The sequence below is a fragment of the Thermomonas sp. genome, from assembly GCF_023953935.1.
GTDB lineage: Bacteria > Pseudomonadota > Gammaproteobacteria > Xanthomonadales > Xanthomonadaceae > Thermomonas.
On sequence record NZ_JAMLIW010000008.1, the window covers coordinates 9458 to 27417 of the forward strand.

Below are 17960 nucleotides of genomic sequence, written 5' to 3' on the forward strand. Positions count from 1 at the left end.
CAATACGATTCAATTCGATTTCAGAGCCGGGTTCAACGCTGATTCGCAATCTTGATTCATGGCAAATCTGCAGGTTGGCTGCACACGTGCCAGATCAAACGGCACAACGAGCAACCGCAGCTGTTCATTGAAATGAAACGGCGGCAGTGGCGCGCTGAAGCGTGAAGTTCTGGGGTAGAACAGGTACAGGGTGCCCACGCCGGCGAGGTATTTCTGGCCGTAGGCGTAGAGCTGGTAGAAGTCCGCTTGCGACAGGCGGTATTTCTGCTCGCTGTTGTCCAGCGCGGCGTCGAGCAGTTTCCACTTGGCGTCTGCCACCACGCGCTGACCGTCGTGGTCGATCAGGAAATCGGGACGCAGCTGGAACCAGTGCTGATCGCGGTGCTTGGCAAGGAACTGGCTGGCCGCCTGCAGCGTGAGCTTTGCCCCGGCCGGCAGCCACTGGCGCAGCCCCAGTCCGACGTACTGCTCATACACTTTTTCCATCGGGAACAGCAGGCTCTGGCCGCGCTGCGTGCCAACCACCGTCAACGGCATCTGCTCATGAAGGATCAGTGCGCACCAGCCGCGCAGCGGTGAGTAGTGCGCCATCAGGCGGTCATCGCGCCAGCGCCGGAAATCCTCGGCCACGTTGCTGCTGGCTGGGATCTCATGCAGATGGTGGGCAAGCTCATGCGCCAGCCGCCAGTTCTTCGGCTCACGGGTGTGCTTGCGCACCACCTCCAGCGCCGAGCGGATCAGGCGGTTCTCGGCGCGGTCGGCATCGAACACGTCATGCTCGACCTGGAAGCAGTGCGCGCGGCCCGGCGCTTGGCGAAGCTGTCTGGCCACCAGCAGCCGGCCACGCAGGTAGCGCAGTTCTTCCTGTACCGAGTGGTAGTCGAAGCGCAGGCCGCGCTTGACCAGATGATCCACACCTTGCAGGAACTGCCGCGCCACCCACTCGCTCAACGGCGCATCGAAAGTGCGAAGTGCGGTCGGATTGGATTGGCGCGGGGTCAGATTCAGACAGCGCGCCAGCATCTTCTGCAGCAGGGCGCGTCCGGCTTCGATGCCTTCGCCCGGTTCCAGCGCCTTGGGCAGGATCTCGATGCGGGTGCCGCAGGGGGATTCCAACACGCCAACATAGTTGTCCAGCCGCAGTTCGCGCCGGCTTTCCAGTTCGACCAGCCGAGCGCCAGTGTCTGCGCCGCGCAGGCGCGCGCTCTCGGCCAGCAGCCAGTCGAAGGCCGTCTGCGACACCTGCGCCAGCCGATCCGACGCGGGCACATCGGCCGTGGTCAGGCGCGCATGCTCGCGAACGGTGATCAGCTGACTCACTCGGCGGTGCCGGTCTGCGCGTAGATGCCCAGGTAGCTTTCGGGCTGGTCGAACGCCTCGGTATTGATCTGCCAGCGGCTGCCACCGCCCAAGCCGGTCTGGCCGAACAGGGCGTGCTCGTCGTGCTCCAGCTTGGACAGGAACCGGTGCGGCTTGGCCTTGCGTGGGTCGTTCAGCACTAGCGCGATGCGTTCCCAGTCCTCGAAGAAGTATTCCTGCAGCAGCGGCAGGATCTGCCGCCGGAATACGGTCTTCAGTGCATCCAGTGACTCCACGCCGATGAAATAGGCGTGGCCCAGCAGGTGGTCGCGGCCCAGCAGCACCTCGATGCGCTGGTTCATCACGGACAGCAGTTGCGACAGGTCGATGCCGGCCACGCTGCCTAGCAAGTCAGGCCGGGGCGGCATTTCCTCGAACACGAAGCGGCGACGCAGGGCCACGTCCAGCCCGGCCAACGAACGGTCGGCGGTGTTCATGGTGCCAACGAGGTACACGTTGTCCGGGACGCTGAACTTGTCCTTCGAATATGGCAGGGTCGCCTCCAGCGCCTCGGGCTGGCCGGCACGCTTGGACGCCTCGATCAGGGTAATCAGCTCGCCGAAGATGCGCGAAATATTGCCGCGGTTGATTTCATCGATGATCAGGACGCGCGGCGCGTTGTCCTGTGCTGCTTCCGCTGGAGCCAGCAGCTTGGCCAGCTTGTCCAAGTTGATCGAGCCGGGGCGCAGCTCGTAAATGGTCATCTGGCTGAAGCGGTTCTCCATCAGCTCGGCATACGGCAGGCCGGTCTCGTACACGCGCAACCAGTTGACCTTGCGGCCCTGCGCGTAGCTGTCGTTCTCGCGCAGGACGTGCAGGTAGTCGCTGGTGACCTCGCCGATGGCGCGGAAACGCAGATTGCCCTGGGTGACCACGAACAGGTCGCCCAGCTTGACCTGGCGGATGAAGGTATTGAGCGCAGTGACCGGGTAATCGGAAGCATCCACCTGCCCCGCGGCTTGCTGGTACCTGCTGGCGATGTCCTGGCGCGACTGCACGCCGCTGTAGTCGGCAGCGGCACCGAAACCGATCAGCGCCAGCCCCTGCTGGATGCAGTCCTCGTAAATGCCTTCTTCGGTGCCGGCTTCGCCCAGTGAAATCTTCCAGATGCGCCGGCCGGTCAGGTCGATGTGCTTGCCGGCCGATTGCAGCACGCGGCGGCGGGCGGCATTGCACAGCTGCTTGAAGATGCCGTCCTCGACGCTGTACTCGATCTGATGGGTGGTTGCATTGGTCTCGGCGCGGATGCCTTCCACAAAGTCTTCGTAGCTGAAGCTCTGATGGAAGGTGACGAACTTGATCTGCTCGGCGGCCACGTAGGCGTCGAACTTCTGCTTCCTCTGCTCGCGGCTACCGCTGAAGCCGGGGTCGAGGATGGCCAGCGCCTTGTCGATGGTGGCGTAGGTCTTGCCCGTGCCGGGCGGGCCGTAAAGGATCTGGTTCAGCGGCTGAGTGGTCATGGCGGGCTTGGCATTGGAAGATTTGACGGCGGGCGGTGCCGGTGTCGCGGGCGGATGGCCGGTAGCAACCTCCGCAGTGGAAAGCGACGCCTGATTGGCCTCCCAAGCCGCCAGCGACAACGCCGCAAACGGTTGGTTGGAATGCTTGCGCACGGCATCCAGCGCAGCCAGATAGGCCGGCAATGTGGGTTCCGGCTTGGGCACGCCGATCGCCTGCAGCCATGGGCGTGTCTGCGTGTCGATGGGGAAATAGCGCTCCGGCGCGATGTAGAACAGGGCCTGGGTCAGCTTGGTGAAACCGGTGCCGGGGATCTGCAGCGCCCGCGCAAAGGTGTCGGCGTCCAGCCCGCTGCGGGCGGTCTTGAACAGCCGCCACAGGGTGGGGATCATCCAGTCTTGCCGGTCGCGCTGGAACGGGAACAGCCACACCTTCATGGCATTGGCGCTGGGCACGCCGTCGAAGTCGGTCGGCGCGGCCACGTCCAGCCCGGCAATTTCGATCAGCCGGGCGAACAGCTGCTTGCGCTTTTCGACGCCGTATTTCATGAACATGCAGAAGAAGGTGAACGGGTCGATCGCCTGCAAAGGAATCGTCTGGTCGCTTCCGTCCTTGTCGTCCAGTCCGGCATCGATGCCGACGTCTTTGAGGATCTGCACCAGTTCGGGCTGGCGGGTTTCGTAGCCGGCCAGCCACGCGGCCACGGCGCGGAACGCGGGGATCCAGGTGAAGGTGGCGGCGGCCATCAGCGAGGTTTCCTTGCTTTCGCTGCGGCGGCGGCCGGTTTGCGGCCGCGCTTGGTGGCTGCGGGTTGGCTGGCCTTGGCGGCGCGCAGGCGTTCCAGCAGCGCGCTGGCCGGTTCGTCGCTCGGGTCTTGCGGCACCAGTTCGCCACGGAAGGCCTTGGCCAGCAGGGCGGGGCTGAGCTTGTCCACGCGGGCGCGGGCGGTGTCGTAGTGGGCCTGCACCTTGTCGGCTAGGGCGAACAGGGCTTCGACGCGGCGGATGATTTCGGCTTGTTCGTCAGGTGGCGGGAGCTTGATTGGCGCTGTGCTTAGATCTGAAAGGTTGAGCGTTTTGCGGGCGACTTCCTTTGAGCTATTGAGGAGCCACCATTGCATATCATCGGTGGAAAGCCATGCCCTAACCCAGCGCGAGTCAATGCCGTCCCTGCATGCAATGCGTGCAACAGCACGTGCAATGTTGGCATTCAACCCAGCGGGGACGATGGCGGTCCGACCAATCGTGCCGACAACGGAGACCAGCAAGTCGCCAGCTTCAACACGAGAACGGCGGAAGTCATGGTCAACGGATGCCGCGATGGTACGCAGCTCGTCAACGAGTACCCGGCCATCATGCATGTCCTGCACACGGATCAGTGAAGCGCCACCAGCTTCCTCAGCTCCAGGTTGAACGACGCCGTAGCAAAGCGGACGATTCGGCGCGATAACTTCACTTAGCGTGACATCGTCCCACTCCGCCTCCGCACCACCCCGCCAATCCTCCGTCAGTTCGCCGCTGGTGGCGGCGGCCAGCACGGATTGGCGGAAGCGTTTGAGCAGCGCGGGCACGCGGTCCAGGCGTTCGCGGGCGGCGTCCACGCGGGCCAGCAGGGCGTCGAGTTTGTCGGCAATGCGGGTTTGTTCGGGGAGTGGGGCGACTGGCGCCTCAATCTCAGAAAGGGCCTTTGCCGAAATGTTGGCGATGTTCGTCGTTTGGCTTGAGCCTTTCCGCAGTTCCGCTTGCACATGGCCTGTGCGGAGAAGATGGAACAAATACTGGCCGTCGATTGCTGGTGTCGGCCTGATGGCTGCAAGAAATGCGCCGTATGCCGTGTCATAGGGCAAATCGCGTACCACGGCGACCTTGCCGACCAGTTCATAGCTGTTGGCCATCGACATGAGCACATCGCCAATGCGCACAAACTGTTCTTCGCGCTTCACATGCTCGCGAGAAACAAAGTAGATGTCACCCCAGTCGATTTCCTTCTGCACATTACTTGTGCGAAGGCAGCACACATTACCAATGGACTTTTCGAATTCTTTGGCTGAAGCGGGAAACGTGACCCCGCGAATCACATTGCATACTTCACCAAGTGCCGCCGTTCCCCAGCCTTGCGGAAGCCCGCTCATGCGTCCTCTTCCTCAATCCCCAACTCGGCAAGCATGCCGCGCAGCTCCTCCATCGCGCCTTCCAGCTCGGCCATGGCCTGCTGCGCCAGCTCTTCCGGCTGCGGCAACGCGCCCGCTGCCGCATCGCTGTCGTCCTTCAGCCAGGAAATATCCAGGCTGTCGCCACGCGCCTTGATCTCCGCGCGGCTGAACTTGCGGAAGCGGCCTTCCGCGCCCAAGTCCTTGCGCTGGGCGCTGCCATCGGGCTGCTGGCCGAAGGCCTGCTCGAACTCGGCAAAATGCGCCCGGGTCAGCGGCGTGCGCTTGCCGAACTGCGGCATATTGGCGCGCAGGTCGTAGACCCACACGTCTTGCGTATTGCCCTTGTCGGTCCGGCCGCGGCTGAAGAACAGCACATTGGTTTTCACCCCCTGCGCGTAGAAGATGCCGGTGGGCAGGCGCAGGAGGGTGTGCAGATTGCACTTTTCCATCAGGTCGCGGCGGATTTCCGCACCCACATTGGCCTCGAACAGCACATTGTCCGGCAGCACCACCGCGGCGCGGCCGCCGGGCTTGAGCGTGCGGTAGATGTGCTGCAGGAAGGCCAGCTGCTTGTTGCTGGTGGGGTAGGTGAAATCGTCGCGGGTCGGCAGGCCGCCGCCTTTCTTGGTGCCAAACGGCGGGTTGGTCAACACCAGATCGGCCTTGGGCAGGTCCTCGCCTTCGCTGGACAAGGTGTCGCCGAAGCGCAGGCCGGCGTCCTCGTCCGAGTCCAGGTCGTGCAGCATCAGATTCATCAGGCCCAGCCGGTGGGTATCCTGCACCAGCTCCATGCCGTGGAACTGGCGGCGGAAGCGCTTGTAGGCCTTCTCGTCCAGCGCGTACACGTCGTTGTGCGCGCGGATGTAGTGGTTGGCGGCGATCAGGAAGCCGCCGGTGCCGGCAGCAGGGTCCTGGATGGATTCGCCCAGCTGCGGCTGCATCAGCGCCACCATGGCGTCGATCAGCACGCGCGGGGTGAAGTACTGGCCGGCGCCGGATTTCTTTTCGTTGGCGTTCTTCTCCAGCAGGCCTTCGTACAGGTCGCCCAGACCCTCGGCCTTGGCGCTGTACCAGTCGATGGCGTCGATGGCCGTCACCAGCGCGGTCAGGGTGGCCGGCTTCTTGATGAAGCTGCTGGCGTTGGCGAAGATTTCGCGGGTCAGGCGGCTGCCGTGCGAGCCGAGGTGGATCAGGCTGGTCTTGTAGAACTCCAGCCGCTCCGGCGCGGACTTGCGCTCCAGGTCATCCCAACGGTGGCCGGGCGGCAGGTGTTTCTCGCTGCCGGTTTCCTTGGCCATCTTCAAAAACAGCAGCCAGGTCAGCTCGCTGACGTACTGATGGTAGGTGACGCCGTCGTCGCGCAGGATGTTGCACAGGTTCCACAGCTTGCCGACGATGTCGGTGGTGATATTGCTCATTGCCTTGATGGTTCTCGGTTACTGATTGGCTGCGTGCAGCCAGATGGCTTCATTCATGTCGGCCAGCAGCTCGGTGAGCTGGCCTTCGAATTGCTGGTTGAGGCGCTTGAAGCCGCCTTGTTGTCCAAACGGGCCTTCGTCGATGGACTGCTCGTCCAGCACGATATTGGCCTTGATCTGCGCGGCAATCTTCTTCAGCCAGTTCTGCTGGTTGGGATTGAGGCCACGCTTGGAGACCAGCACCTGCACGGCATGGTCCACGCGCTGCTCCCACGGCACCAGCGCCTCGCCCAGCGCCGCCTGCCGCACGAAGCCGAGCACGCGGGCGGCGATCTCGTGGTTCTTCGCCTGTGCCCAGGCGTGGGTGAGGGATTTCTCGTCGAAGTTGTTGCCTTCCAGCGCCGCGACCAGTTCCTTCAAGTCCTTGCGGGTCAGGTCACGCGGGCGCTGCACCACCGCCACCAGCGCCGGCAGTTTGTTGCCATTGTCCTTGATGAACTGGCTGAATCGCTCCAGGTAGTCCTCCGGCTTGCCGTAGGCCGGGCCGACGTCGGCAATGCGGTCGCCGTGCTTGGACACCACCACCGGGTCTGACGGGAATTCCCGTGGCTTGTCCAGCATTGCGCCCAGGCCGGGGTGTTGCTTCAGCCATGCGGCCAGCGTGTGGATGTCGCTGCTCTTGATGAACTTGCCGAAGTCTTCGACCTTGATACCGGTGGATTCCAGCGCGGATTTCTGCGCATCGGTCAGGTGGCGCTTCTTGCGCTGCCACTTGGCCAGCAATTGGTCGCGGGCTTCGGTGGCGATGGTCTCGCCGGTGTGTTCGGTGATTTCGCGGATCAACTGGGTGAAACCGATACCGGGGTTCACCACCACCGGCTGCATGCTGTTGAACGGTTCCAGGGACTTGTACAGATCCACCGCGTCGAAGATGCGGAACACGTCCTTGCCGATCTCGTCGCAGCGGCGGGTGGCGCGGCCCAGCATCTGTTCGTACAGGATGCGGCTGTTGACCCGGCGCAGGAACACCAGGTTGCTGATGGCCGGAACATCAATCCCGGTGGTCAGCAGATCCACGGTGACGGCGATGGTGGGGTTGTGCTCGTTCTTGTAGTGCTTGATCAGCGACAGCGGCTTGTCCGAGGCACCGGTGATCTTGACGATGCTGTCGTCGCCGACCTCATCGAAGCCGGCATCGCGGTAAGCCTGCTTGAGCAGGCGCACCACAAGGTCAGCATGCTCGTCGGTGGCACAGAAGATCAGGGTTTTGGCCGGCCCGTACGGGTCGATATGCCGGGTCAGCTCGGCACAGACGACCTGATTGAAGGACTCCGTGAGCACCTTCTTGTTGAACTGGCTGACGTCGAAGCCCAGGTCGTCCGGCGTCTTGTAGCGGTCCACGCCCTTGGTCTGGGCGTTCAGCACCAATACTTCGTCGCCCTTGGCGTAGTGGATGCCGCCCTGGCTCAGTTCGGTGGTGATGACCGTGGCCGGGTCATGGTCGATCAGCCAGCCATCCAGCACCGCCTCGCGGTAGGAATACACGTACACCGGCTTGCCGAAGATTTCGCTGGTGTGCAGCGCCGGGGTGGCGGTCAGGCCGACCTTCACCGCATCGAAGTGGTCCAGCACGCGGCGGTACTTGGAGATGTAGTCGCCCTGGTCACGGAAGTCCGACTCGGCCTGTGACATTTCGCGGTCCAGCAGGTAGCCGCGGTGGCACTCGTCTACCACGATGCAATCGTAGGCGTCGATCGGGATGCCGCCGTTGTCGCTGTTGAGCACGCGCTTGACCATGCCCTGCACGGTGGCGATGTGGACCATCGTGTCCGCTTCGGCCTGGGCCTCGTCGATTTCCTTGATGCCGAAGATGTCGGCAAAGGACTGCAGGTTCTCGATGCGGGTGTCCTTGAAGCTGTCGGCGGCCTGTTCGCCCAGCGCGCTGCGGTCGACCAGGAACAGGATGCGGCGGAAGCGCTGCGCCTTGAGCAGGCGGTACACCAGCGCGATGCAGGTCTTGGTCTTGCCGGTGCCGGTGGCCATGGCGACCAGCAGTTCCTGCTGGCCGGCCTTGATCGCTGCCTCGACGGCGAGGATGGCTTCGCGCTGGTAGCGGCGCAGCGGGAAATCGAACTCCACCGGGGTGGCGTCGAGCTTCGTCGTGGCTGCGTCGATGTCCTGCTTGAGCAATTCGGTCAGGCCGGTGGGCGTATGCCAGCCCTCCAGTGGCTTGCGGGTGTTCTGCGCCCGGCGCAGGTCGCAGAACCAGACCCCGCTGGCCATCTGGTATTGGCGCTGGAACGGACGACCATTGGTGGCGTAGACGAACGGCAGCCTGTACTTGCCCTGCCACTGGGCATCGAGTACCTCACCGCCATCGCCGATGATGCCGCGGGCGTAGCGCTTGGCCTGCTCGATGTCGCCGGAAACGTTCTTGCTGGCGCGCTTGGCCTCGACCACCGCGACCAGCCGGGTGCCGGTGAACAGGGCGTAGTCGGCGCGATCGCCGCCCTCGCAGGGCCATTCGGCAATGGCCATATTGCGCCCCGGCTCGGGCGTGGTGCGGTGGCTGCGGTAGTTGAGTGCAACCGAATCGGCTTCCCAGCCGGCCTCGCGCAGTTGCTGGTCGATCAGCACACGGGTGGCGGCTTCGTCCAGGTCGATGTGGCTGGCTGATTGATTAGCGGTCTGCTGCAGCTGAGTCATGAACGCCGTCGACTGGCCCGCCGCTTGCGCCTGCAGTGACAGGAGTTCGGTCAGCTGTGCCTTGGCGGCGTCTGCGTCGCTGGTGACGGACTGGGCGAGCTCCTCCCACAGCCGTGCGTCGGCTTGGGCCTGTGCCAGTTGCTGGGCTGCGGTTTCGGACTTTTCCGCTTCGGCCTGACGCGCGGCGTCAGAGTGCTGCAATTTTTCTTGCAGCTCGGCCAACTGGTGCTGGAGTTCGGCAGTTTCGTCTACCGGTACCGGCGGCGGGATAAACGCGCCGCCCTTGAATGCGACGTCGTGGAAGCTGCGGTGGAACCAGACGCCCAGTTGGGCTGCCATCTTCAGGCCCTGCAGGGCCTGCGCATGGCTACCGTGCAGCTGATGGTTGGCCTCGTTGCCGGCCTTGCGGATCCAGTGGAACAGGTCGGCCACTTCGCGCGGCAGCCAGCCCTGTTGCCGCAGGCGGTTGAGCAGGGTCGCCTGATTGTCTTCCTCGGGGACGTAAAGACCAGCGCGTGCAGCCACCTGCTGCGCCATCAACTCGGCGAACTGACGCAGCTTGAGCAGGCAGGTATTGGGGTCTTCGCCGAAAAAACGTTCCGCCCGGCCACCCAGCTGGGCCAAGTCGGCCTGCAAGCGGGCCAGATGCGCGAAATTGGAGCGTTGTGGTTCGGCCATTCCCTCCGTCCCTGCTTCAGCTCCTACTGGTTCCGGTCGATTCTATCGGACGCGGCAGTTGTACGGAGAAATGCCTGAGCGCTTCGGGTGAACCGCCCCGGGAATCCTGGAGGCTCGTTGGTGTTAGTCACGCCACCATGGCGAGTTCACGTTGCTACTGATAGTAAACGGCTTCTGCTTGCGCCGGTGGGATGTTCCCGATCGGCACCACCAAGTGCTTGTGGTTGAACCAGTCGACCCAATGTTCCTGTGATGGTAGGTGAGCGGCTTACCGGGTCCGAGCACCCCATGCCTTTTGCGCGAGCAGCAGCCCCACGCTCTGTGCGTAGGCGACAGCAGCCTTCTTCTCGAAGAAGGTCTTGGGTCGAGGCGCACCATGGTGCAGCGCGGTGGATTCAAGGCGTGAAACAGGACGGCTTCCATTGCTCAGATACGACGGCGCGTACGCGAGGCAAGTTCGCGCTCGAGTTCGGCGAGAAACTCCAGGAAGTCCTTGCCGGTAAGCCGGCAGATGTCCCTTAACTCGATCACGTCCAACCGGCGCACACCGCGTTCGATGTTGCTCATGTAGGTTTGATCCCGTCCTAGCTGGCTCGAGACTTCGGCTTGGGTCAGACCCGCCGCCACCCGAATCTCCCGGAGCCTGCGGCGTAAAACGGCGGATTCGGGACGGTGGATGGATTTGGCCATGGCCGCTCTTGGATCGGGCGACCACCTACGCTATATTCGATTTCTACATATGCGAAAATCACATATCACTGCGCCTGCAGTATCGATCGGTGATCACACTCGGTGAGCGCCGGCCTGCGGGGAGGCGTCATGTCTCAAGCTCTTGTCTCACCCCCGCCACCCTCGAGCCTTGAAGAATTGAGCCTGATCGAGGTCTTGGCACTGCATGCCTTGGTACGGGCTCGCAGCCACTATCGCCCCCTCGCGCCGACCGTCCTCTGTGCCATCGACATCGTCCGCACCCTGGTCGAACGTGGCGTCGTCGCCGTACCCTGGCCGCAGCTTCAGTGGCCTGAACACGTCATGGGCGAGCACACCTCCTACGAGAGGATTGGCTGGCGCCTGAACTGGCCGGCCATCACCGACGAAAACTTAGATGTGTTCCTGACCGGTCTGCTTGTAGCACGGACCTGCGATTGGCCACCCCCGGAAGACATCCTCGATCTATGGCGTCGCTTCGCCGCGGCCGAGGCCATCGATTACCTGGGTCATCGGCTTGCTATGGCCGGTTTGACCCGAGAATGGAGTGCAGACTCGGCGCCAGTGCTTGCTGCAATGACGCGTAATCGGCCTTTAACACAAGTGCGCTATTTCATTTGGGCGGCCGTGCGTGCCGGAAGTTCGGCTTACCTGCGGTTTCGTGGTGAAGAACGCATGACGCGAAATGCAGTCGTACGAGAATTAGCAGTACGCCCTTCGCGTGCAGACAGCGGCAAATGGGACATCAAAGGATTCGAACCAAAAGATCTTCGGCCTTTCAGCCTTGCGGTTGATGCGTTCGCCACTCATCTACTGCGTGTACCTGCGATTTATTGGCAACGCACTCCTTCACTCGAAGCGCTTCAAATATGTTAGGGGTCGTGTTGCTTAGTACCACCCTTTCAACTATCCAGTCAATTCACCGTAAGAATTTGCAGTTTTGATTCTTGACAACTCGAGCGTGCGCTAAATGCGGCGTCAAGTTGCGGACAAATGCCCTTGCGGTAGGTCATACCAAATAAAGAATCCGCAAGCCACTTCCTGAAGCTATCGTTGTCACTGTACTGCCGGAACAGTTCGGTATCGTCCTCCATCAGCTCGATCAGCACACGGCCTAGCGCCTTGTCATGCTCGATCCGCGCATTGGCAGCCCCATCTGGGTTTGTCGTAGTGCAGATCCACGCGCTGTCAGCGCCATGCGTACTAAACTTCATAGAGTGGGCTGTTCGCGGCGTCAGGACATAGACGGTTTCGTGCCCGCATAGGCGAAGCTGCATCGCCTGACGGTCTAGGTGTATTTGCCCGGAGTTGCGGCGCCAGAATTGGACACATCTGGCTGCGACCTTTTCTGCGCACCCTGTTGATGCACGGTGCGCGTGCCGCCATCGTGCAGGCGCATGCCAGACGTTTGTGGCCGTGGTTGAAGGCTCTGCTGAGATGGTCACTACTCAACGCAAACAGAACCTAAATAATTGACCGTAGGTCAATTATTTAGGTGTCAGGTACACCCTAATTTTGCCTGAGCCAAAAAAAACATCCAACCTTTTCAATTCAGTTTAAACCAACCAAATATATCTTTTTAAATCAAAGGCTTGCAAGTGGGTGACACGAGGGGTAAAGTCAAGGACAAGCCGTGACTTGAGAGCACCATTGTGGCGCAATTAGACGCGATCGAAATGCAGTACCTCCGCGCTTTTGGGGCTGTATTGTCTGCAGCACAGACCGCTCAGGTGCTGGGTTACCGAAGCACCGCGGCGCTAGCCAAAGCACGTTCTCGTGGCCAACTGCCGATCAGGATGTACGCATTGCCACATCGTCGTGGCCTATTCGCGAATACGGTGGACATCGCAGCATGGATGACCTCCCGGCAGTCCGGATAACCGCGCCCCTTTCACGGAGAGTCAGTACATGACCAGCTGAGATCTGCACTCCGAACTACGGAAATGAACCGCCCCCGTTGGTGGGGGGCGATTGCCTCTCGTCGGAGCAAGAAGTAGCGGAGCTGTACCAGTGCCTTAGTAGGCTCCCGCATTTCCCTCAAATAGTCAAGCCGCCCCAGATGGCTGGCCGGGCAGGCGCGCCGTGCCCTCAAGAGTATGCGCGCCTCCAAGCGGCCGCCGATGTGGCCTGCATCAGACCTCACATTGAGGCCTGCGAAGGAGCTGTCATGACTGCTGGAACCTCCGCGACCGCGGACGCTTCGTCCATTGCATCGCATGCCACGGATTCGTATCTTCCCTACACGCCTCGAAAACTAACTCGAGGCGAACGTAGTCGACGCGAAGTATTTGTCTTTTTTTCGCCACGCAACCAGAGGGTCGTCACCATCGCCGACGCAATCAACGCGGCGGTAGCACTCAAGTTGGAATTCGATCCCAACATCCAGAAATACATCGAACGTCCGCGCCGCATCCGGTTTACTGTCAAACAACAGATCGATGTGTCGTTTTGGACTCGCAATAAGTCTGGCGAGGAGCGCTTCTACTTGGTTGTTCCCGAAGCAGGCACTATCGGTAGCACGACGGGTACCGTTTCCATCCGGAATCGAGCTGAACTCGATGACGCCGCGCTGCGCAATGGCATCCGACTGCACTACGTCACCGAGCCCGAATTGCTTTCCGCACGGACCTGGCTTGCAACCGGTTTCGAACTGCTGCCGCTGGTGTGGGATTACGGGCGGCTGGCGACGCGCTCGCTCATCCGGAACCAGATCCGCGCACGCCTCGTCAACACCGAACGTGTTTCGATATCGAACCTAATCAATACCTTGGATTTCACTCCTGCAAATGTGCGTGCAGTAGTGGCTGCCATGATCCATCAAGGTGAGTTGCAGCTGGCGGACTACCTGCCGGGCGCAGCCGACGCCGTCCTGGAGGTGGTCCGTGCGTAGCCTCTACACATGTTATCCCTCCGAGCAGCTTGCTGCATGGTACAAACCCAAGGAGTCCGATCTCGCCGAATCAGTTCGGTCGCGCTTCAGGGAAGCGTGCGCGGCGCTGACGTCGGTTCTGACCGGCGACATGGGCATCACCCGTGCGGCCAACGCACATGGGTTATGCCACAAACGACTGCGTACCATGGTCAATCGCGCCCCTCAACTGGCACCCGACGGGCAGCCATACGGGTTCAGGGTGTGCGTGCCATGGGGCACCTATCAGCGCAGCGAACAGGAAGGCGATGCGGAAATGCCGCGCCGGGCCAGCCCGCATGCGATGAGCCAACTCCTCTCGGCACGCCCCGAAATCGCGATCTGGATCAGCGATTTCAGACAGCCCTTGCCACCCGGGCGACCGCCGAAATCCTTCGACCGATTGCATGCGAAGATCGTGGCCGAGCTCAAGCGTCTGGACCTGCGGGATTTCTATCCCTTGAACCAGGCGGACCAAGGGCGCCGTGCCCTGCTCCGTTTTATCCGCCAGCGTCGCATCGACCACGCGGACGTCGGCAACCTCGATACCGCCGATGCACCGCCCTCCACCTTGTCTGGAATTTTCCGGGGGGTCCCATTCGCACGCACGGAAATCGACGGGCATCGCATTGACATCGAGGCCGTCCTCGGGGTGGCATTGCCCAATGGCGGCTCCATCAAGCGCCAGATCACCTCGCTGTGGTTGCTGGTCGAGATCGAGGTCGAGTCCCGCGCCATCGTAGGTTGGATCCTGCGCGTTGGCAGGGCGTATAACAACCTCGATCTCGCCGCCTGCCTCACGAAATCCCTGCAACCGTGGAAACGCAGGGAATTGACGATTCCCGGATTGGAGTACGCGCCGGGCGCCGGCTTACCCTCGGGATCACTGGGCACAAACTCGTCATGGCGCTCGCGTTTGCTGGCGTTGGACAACGCGAAGGCGCATTCGGCTCTTGACTTCGAGCAGGCATTCTGTCGAGCCCGTGGCGGCATGCTGTTCTATGGGCGCGCGCACGAGCCACGCTCCCGCCCAATCGTTGAGCAGTTCTTCTCGCGCCTAGAACGCGGCGCACTCCGCGACGTTCCGGGTGGTTTCGAGCCTGCCAAACGCTTGGGCGAGAACAAGATCCGCATCAGCAATTTCGCGCCGAACGACTATCCGATCCAGTTGCATGCATTCGAAGAATTGTTGGACGTCATCATTGCGAACTACAACGCAACGCCCCACACCGCGCTGGGCGACCTGAGTCCGCTGCAGTACCTGCAGATGCAAGGACCAAAAGCCTTCGCCTTCATGCCGGACAAGGCTGAGGAAGACGCCAGTGACATGAGCAGCGTGCTGGTGCCGCTAACGGTTCACGGCAACCGCAACGAAGGCGTGATGCCGCACGTCAATTACATGTACGTGCGCTATCGCAGCACGGATCTGGATTACAAGTGGGAACTGGTCGGCAAGACGGTTCTGGCCCGCGTCTCTCGCCACGACCTTCGATCGTTCGTACTGATGCGCACCGCCACCGCGCCCCTATGCGCCGTTCGGGCGGCCGCGCCATGGAATCGAACCCCGCACGATGAAACGACACGGGCCTTGATCATGCAATGGTCGAAGTTGCGGACAGGGTTCTCGATCACCGGCGTGGACTGCGCGATTGCGGCCTATGTCGCGTTCCTGCGTGCGCTGGCGCCAACCTCCCAGCAGGCTGTGGATCAACTTGCCCGCATGGAACAGGTCCATAACGGCGCGCCACCTAGTTCACGTCCGCCAGTGATCAATGCGCCTATGAAAGTCCCACCGGGCGGCTGGATCAGCCTCGACGACGAAAACGACTTCTGAAGCTTTTGTTTTCCACGATCCCGCATGGCGCGGACGCGCCCAGGAGAATTTATGGACAACAACGAACACCCCATTTTCATTCCCAACAGCTACCAGATCTATACCAAGCCGACCGAGTACCTCGCCAACTTTATCCTCTCCAATATCAGCCAGGGTCACCACGGTTGCTCGGTGTACGGCGGCGGCGGGCTTGGCAAGACGACCGCGCAGCAATACTTGACCGACAACGCGTCGCGCTGGCTGGTCAACGCCAAGACGAAACTACAGATCGGAGTCGCGGCGCGCATGGTGATGCCAAGCGGCATCCGTCGCTCGGACCGTGCGTTCTGGACCGCCATGAACCGGCGCCTGAAGCTGGTCAATGCCATCCGCATGGATCCAGGCCTGGGCCTCGAACGCCTGGTGAACTTCATTCGCACACGCTGTGGCCAGGCGCGGCAACGCCGCATGGTGCTCTTTATCGACAACGCCCAGCGCATCACCGAGGCTGAATACCAGTATCTCGAGGATCTGGATGGCCTGGTACTCGACGAGAACCTCAGCCTGTTCCTCGTGCTGGTTCGCCAGAGTGATGCCGAGGGCGTCGATGTCGGCGACGACTGGCTGGAACGCCCGTCCCATACCGTTCGCCGCTGGTTCATGGACACCGCACCGTTCCGGCCGCTGATGGGGATTGCGGAAATCACCCATGCCTTGGGGCGTTACGACCGTTCGGCTGCCTGGCCGACGCCGGACATGCCGTTCTCACGTTACTTCGCCAAGGACGCGTTCGATCACGGCTGGTGCCTGTCGAAAGATGCGCCGGTGATCTTCGAGGGCGTCCGGTCGCTGCGCAAGGAGTACAAGCTGCCCGAAACCGATGCGTGGCCGATGGCAACGTTTACCTTGGTCGTGCACTCGCTCCTGGCCGACATCGCTCACGACAATCCTGACTTCAACGGTTTCACGCCTGAGCAGGTCAGGCACGTCCTTCTGGCCAGCGGCTATCTCCGCCTGGAGTTCGTCCGCGCCAAGATGCGCATGCCCGACATAGGCCATGGCGAGGCCGCGTAATGGCTTGGTGTGACGTCATCCAAGGAAGGCCGGCATTGCCGGCTCTCCTTGGCGCCGAACTCGAACCCTATCCCTATATCTCCGGCTACGGCTTGCTTCGACGGATGACGCAGCTGGGCCGGCTGATGGGCGTTGAGCTGACAGCGCTAGGGATTCGCAATCGAGTGACATCCGATGCACTGACCGCGACCCAAAGGCCTGGTGCCCCTAAAGCGGGGCTACTTCACGCACTGGGGCTGCGCGCGACGCGCGTGGGTGACTATTGGTCACCAGAGGTTTGGAGCCCGTTACGCACCGGGCGTGTACTGGAACGCCACAACTTCCCGCTTCGCGATTGTCCTCTTTGCGCGGCCCATGGCTACCACTGTGCGCTTTTCCAACTGCCTTTCATCGATCACTGTCCCTGGCATGCCACCAAGTTGCACACCGGCTGTCCTCAGTGTGGTCGAACTCGCTGGGCACGCTTTCACCCGGATCTTCGTCTTGGTCGCTGCGACTGCGGATACAACGCGTTCGATGTCAGGACGGCTTCGATCGACATGTGGCATTTTCCGGCGGCGGAAGTCGACGCATGGGCCAGCCGATATCTGTATTGGGCGGCTGAGGAACGAAAGTCCCGCCTGCTCGTCGTCCCTGCACCGTATAGCAACTGGATGCCGGGATACGCTGCACTGGCGCGCCAATCGCTTGAACTCAAGGCCATGCTCGAAACCGCCAAGCCCACGGCCGAACTGGAAGAATTTTCCGATGCTGGGGAAGACCCACCAGAAGGCGAGTTCTGGGGTTGGAGCCTTCTGGGTGGAGAGCGCCCACTGACGTTCGTGCCGCTCCCCGCCACAATGCACGCCAAGCTCGCTCAGGCAACCCAAGATGCCATAGCAGCATTTCCGGCCGATACCCCCACACCGCTCGAGCTTGCCAACATGAATGGCTTGGAGGAAGGACAAACCCTCAAACAGAACCTCGCCAACCGCCCTGAATGCCTGATCGCTCCGCACGGGTTGTCCAGCGACAAAAGCACTTGGCTCAACCTCTCGGCCGTCGACCCGACGGCAGCTTGTTTCTGCGGCGAGTTGCTGGACAGGGTTATTTCCGGTCTGGAGGTGCGCAACGACGGATGTAGTCGTTCCCTTCAAGCCGCACGATCCCATGCGCTGGATGGGATCGCAGGGCGACGCCACGTGGCCAGAGCCCTGGAAGCCATCCTTGCCCGGGCATATACCCAAGGTTTGGAGACGGTACTCAGGTCGATAGTGGCCGCCGGGAAATCATCGAAGTGCCAGCGCTGGTCCTTGCCCACGGCCGAGATCGTCATCGAGAACGATGTAATCCGTTCGGTCAGGGTGTGCTGGACGGCAACACGGCCGCCCTCTGCTAGGCGTATAGTTGATACCTCCGCACCCATCTCACCCGCCACGAAGACCAAGACCGGATCCACGCCGTCGGCAACGCGACCGCGGACCCGTAATCGTCCGGCGCGTCGAGCTGGAAAAATGCGGCAGAAGAAATAGCGGGCAGATCGTCAGCGGTTTGAAGAAATAATGGGCGGTTGTTGGTAGTTCTGGGAATTCCGGGCGAGTTGTTGACAATGAAAGCCCCAACGAAACGCCCGTCCATCTCGCGCTTCTCTTTTGAAATCAATCGGGTGGTTTCAGGGCGAATGCTCGGCGTCAATCAACATGAACT

The 17960-nt window shown here is 61.7% G+C and carries 12 protein-coding genes; 5 read left to right on the forward strand and 7 right to left on the reverse strand.

From position 1 onward, the window contains the following. Positions 1 to 9: 9 nt before the first annotated feature. The 6 genes from M9902_RS09640 to M9902_RS09665 all read right to left on the reverse strand — a co-directional run bounded on the left by M9902_RS09640 (position 10) and on the right by M9902_RS09665 (position 10461). Positions 10 to 1320 carry an McrC family protein gene (locus M9902_RS09640; RefSeq protein ID WP_297222587.1) on the reverse strand — a complete coding sequence of 437 codons (1311 nt, stop codon included), beginning with the start codon at positions 1318 to 1320 and terminating at the stop codon, positions 10 to 12. Then, positions 1317 to 3563, reverse strand: a complete 2247-nt coding sequence (locus M9902_RS09645) for an AAA family ATPase (RefSeq protein ID WP_297222589.1) — start codon at positions 3561 to 3563, stop codon at positions 1317 to 1319. The genes M9902_RS09640 and M9902_RS09645 overlap by 4 nt, the downstream gene beginning before the upstream one ends. Beyond that, the gene (locus tag M9902_RS09650; protein WP_297222591.1) at positions 3563 to 4948 is read right to left on the reverse strand and encodes a restriction endonuclease subunit S; all 1386 of its coding nucleotides are present in this window, start codon (positions 4946 to 4948) and stop codon (positions 3563 to 3565) included. The genes M9902_RS09645 and M9902_RS09650 overlap by 1 nt, the downstream gene beginning before the upstream one ends. Continuing rightward, the gene (locus tag M9902_RS09655; RefSeq protein WP_297222593.1) at positions 4945 to 6387 is read right to left on the reverse strand and encodes an N-6 DNA methylase; all 1443 of its coding nucleotides are present in this window, start codon (positions 6385 to 6387) and stop codon (positions 4945 to 4947) included. Before M9902_RS09655 ends, M9902_RS09650 begins: the two co-directional genes overlap by 4 nt. Before the next feature lie 18 nt (positions 6388 to 6405). Next, entirely contained in the window at positions 6406 to 9771 is a 3366-nt protein-coding gene (gene hsdR / locus M9902_RS09660; protein ID WP_297222595.1) for a type I restriction-modification system endonuclease, read from the reverse strand. 426 nt (positions 9772 to 10197) lie between these two features. Then, positions 10198 to 10461, reverse strand: a complete 264-nt coding sequence (locus M9902_RS09665) for a helix-turn-helix transcriptional regulator (protein WP_297222597.1) — start codon at positions 10459 to 10461, stop codon at positions 10198 to 10200. 177 nt (positions 10462 to 10638) lie between these two features. On the opposite strand from M9902_RS09665, the gene M9902_RS09670 reads away from it, so the two are divergent. Then, positions 10639 to 11355 carry a hypothetical protein gene (locus M9902_RS09670; protein ID WP_297222599.1) on the forward strand — a complete coding sequence of 239 codons (717 nt, stop codon included), beginning with the start codon at positions 10639 to 10641 and terminating at the stop codon, positions 11353 to 11355. Positions 11356 to 11393: 38 nt separating this feature from the next. On the opposite strand, the gene M9902_RS09675 is transcribed toward M9902_RS09670, so the two are convergent. Beyond that, complete coding sequence (locus M9902_RS09675; RefSeq protein ID WP_297222601.1) at positions 11394 to 11756, reverse strand: hypothetical protein; 363 nt, start codon at positions 11754 to 11756, stop codon at positions 11394 to 11396. A gap of 890 nt (positions 11757 to 12646) precedes the next feature. Between M9902_RS09675 and M9902_RS09680 the strand changes: the two genes are divergently transcribed. Genes M9902_RS09680 through M9902_RS09695 form a run of 4 tightly spaced genes read left to right on the forward strand, consistent with a single transcriptional unit; the run spans position 12647 to position 17785 of the window. Next, positions 12647 to 13369, forward strand: coding sequence for a hypothetical protein (locus tag M9902_RS09680; protein ID WP_297222603.1), 723 nt, complete (start codon positions 12647 to 12649; stop codon positions 13367 to 13369). Beyond that, positions 13362 to 15221, forward strand: a complete 1860-nt coding sequence (locus tag M9902_RS09685; protein ID WP_297222605.1) for a hypothetical protein — start codon at positions 13362 to 13364, stop codon at positions 15219 to 15221. The genes M9902_RS09680 and M9902_RS09685 overlap by 8 nt, the downstream gene beginning before the upstream one ends. Before the next feature lie 51 nt (positions 15222 to 15272). Continuing rightward, the gene (locus tag M9902_RS09690; protein ID WP_297222607.1) at positions 15273 to 16274 is read left to right on the forward strand and encodes an AAA family ATPase; all 1002 of its coding nucleotides are present in this window, start codon (positions 15273 to 15275) and stop codon (positions 16272 to 16274) included. Positions 16275 to 16309: 35 nt separating this feature from the next. Then, entirely contained in the window at positions 16310 to 17785 is a 1476-nt protein-coding gene (locus tag M9902_RS09695) for a hypothetical protein (protein WP_297222609.1), read from the forward strand. The last annotated feature ends 175 nt before the right edge of the window (positions 17786 to 17960 follow it).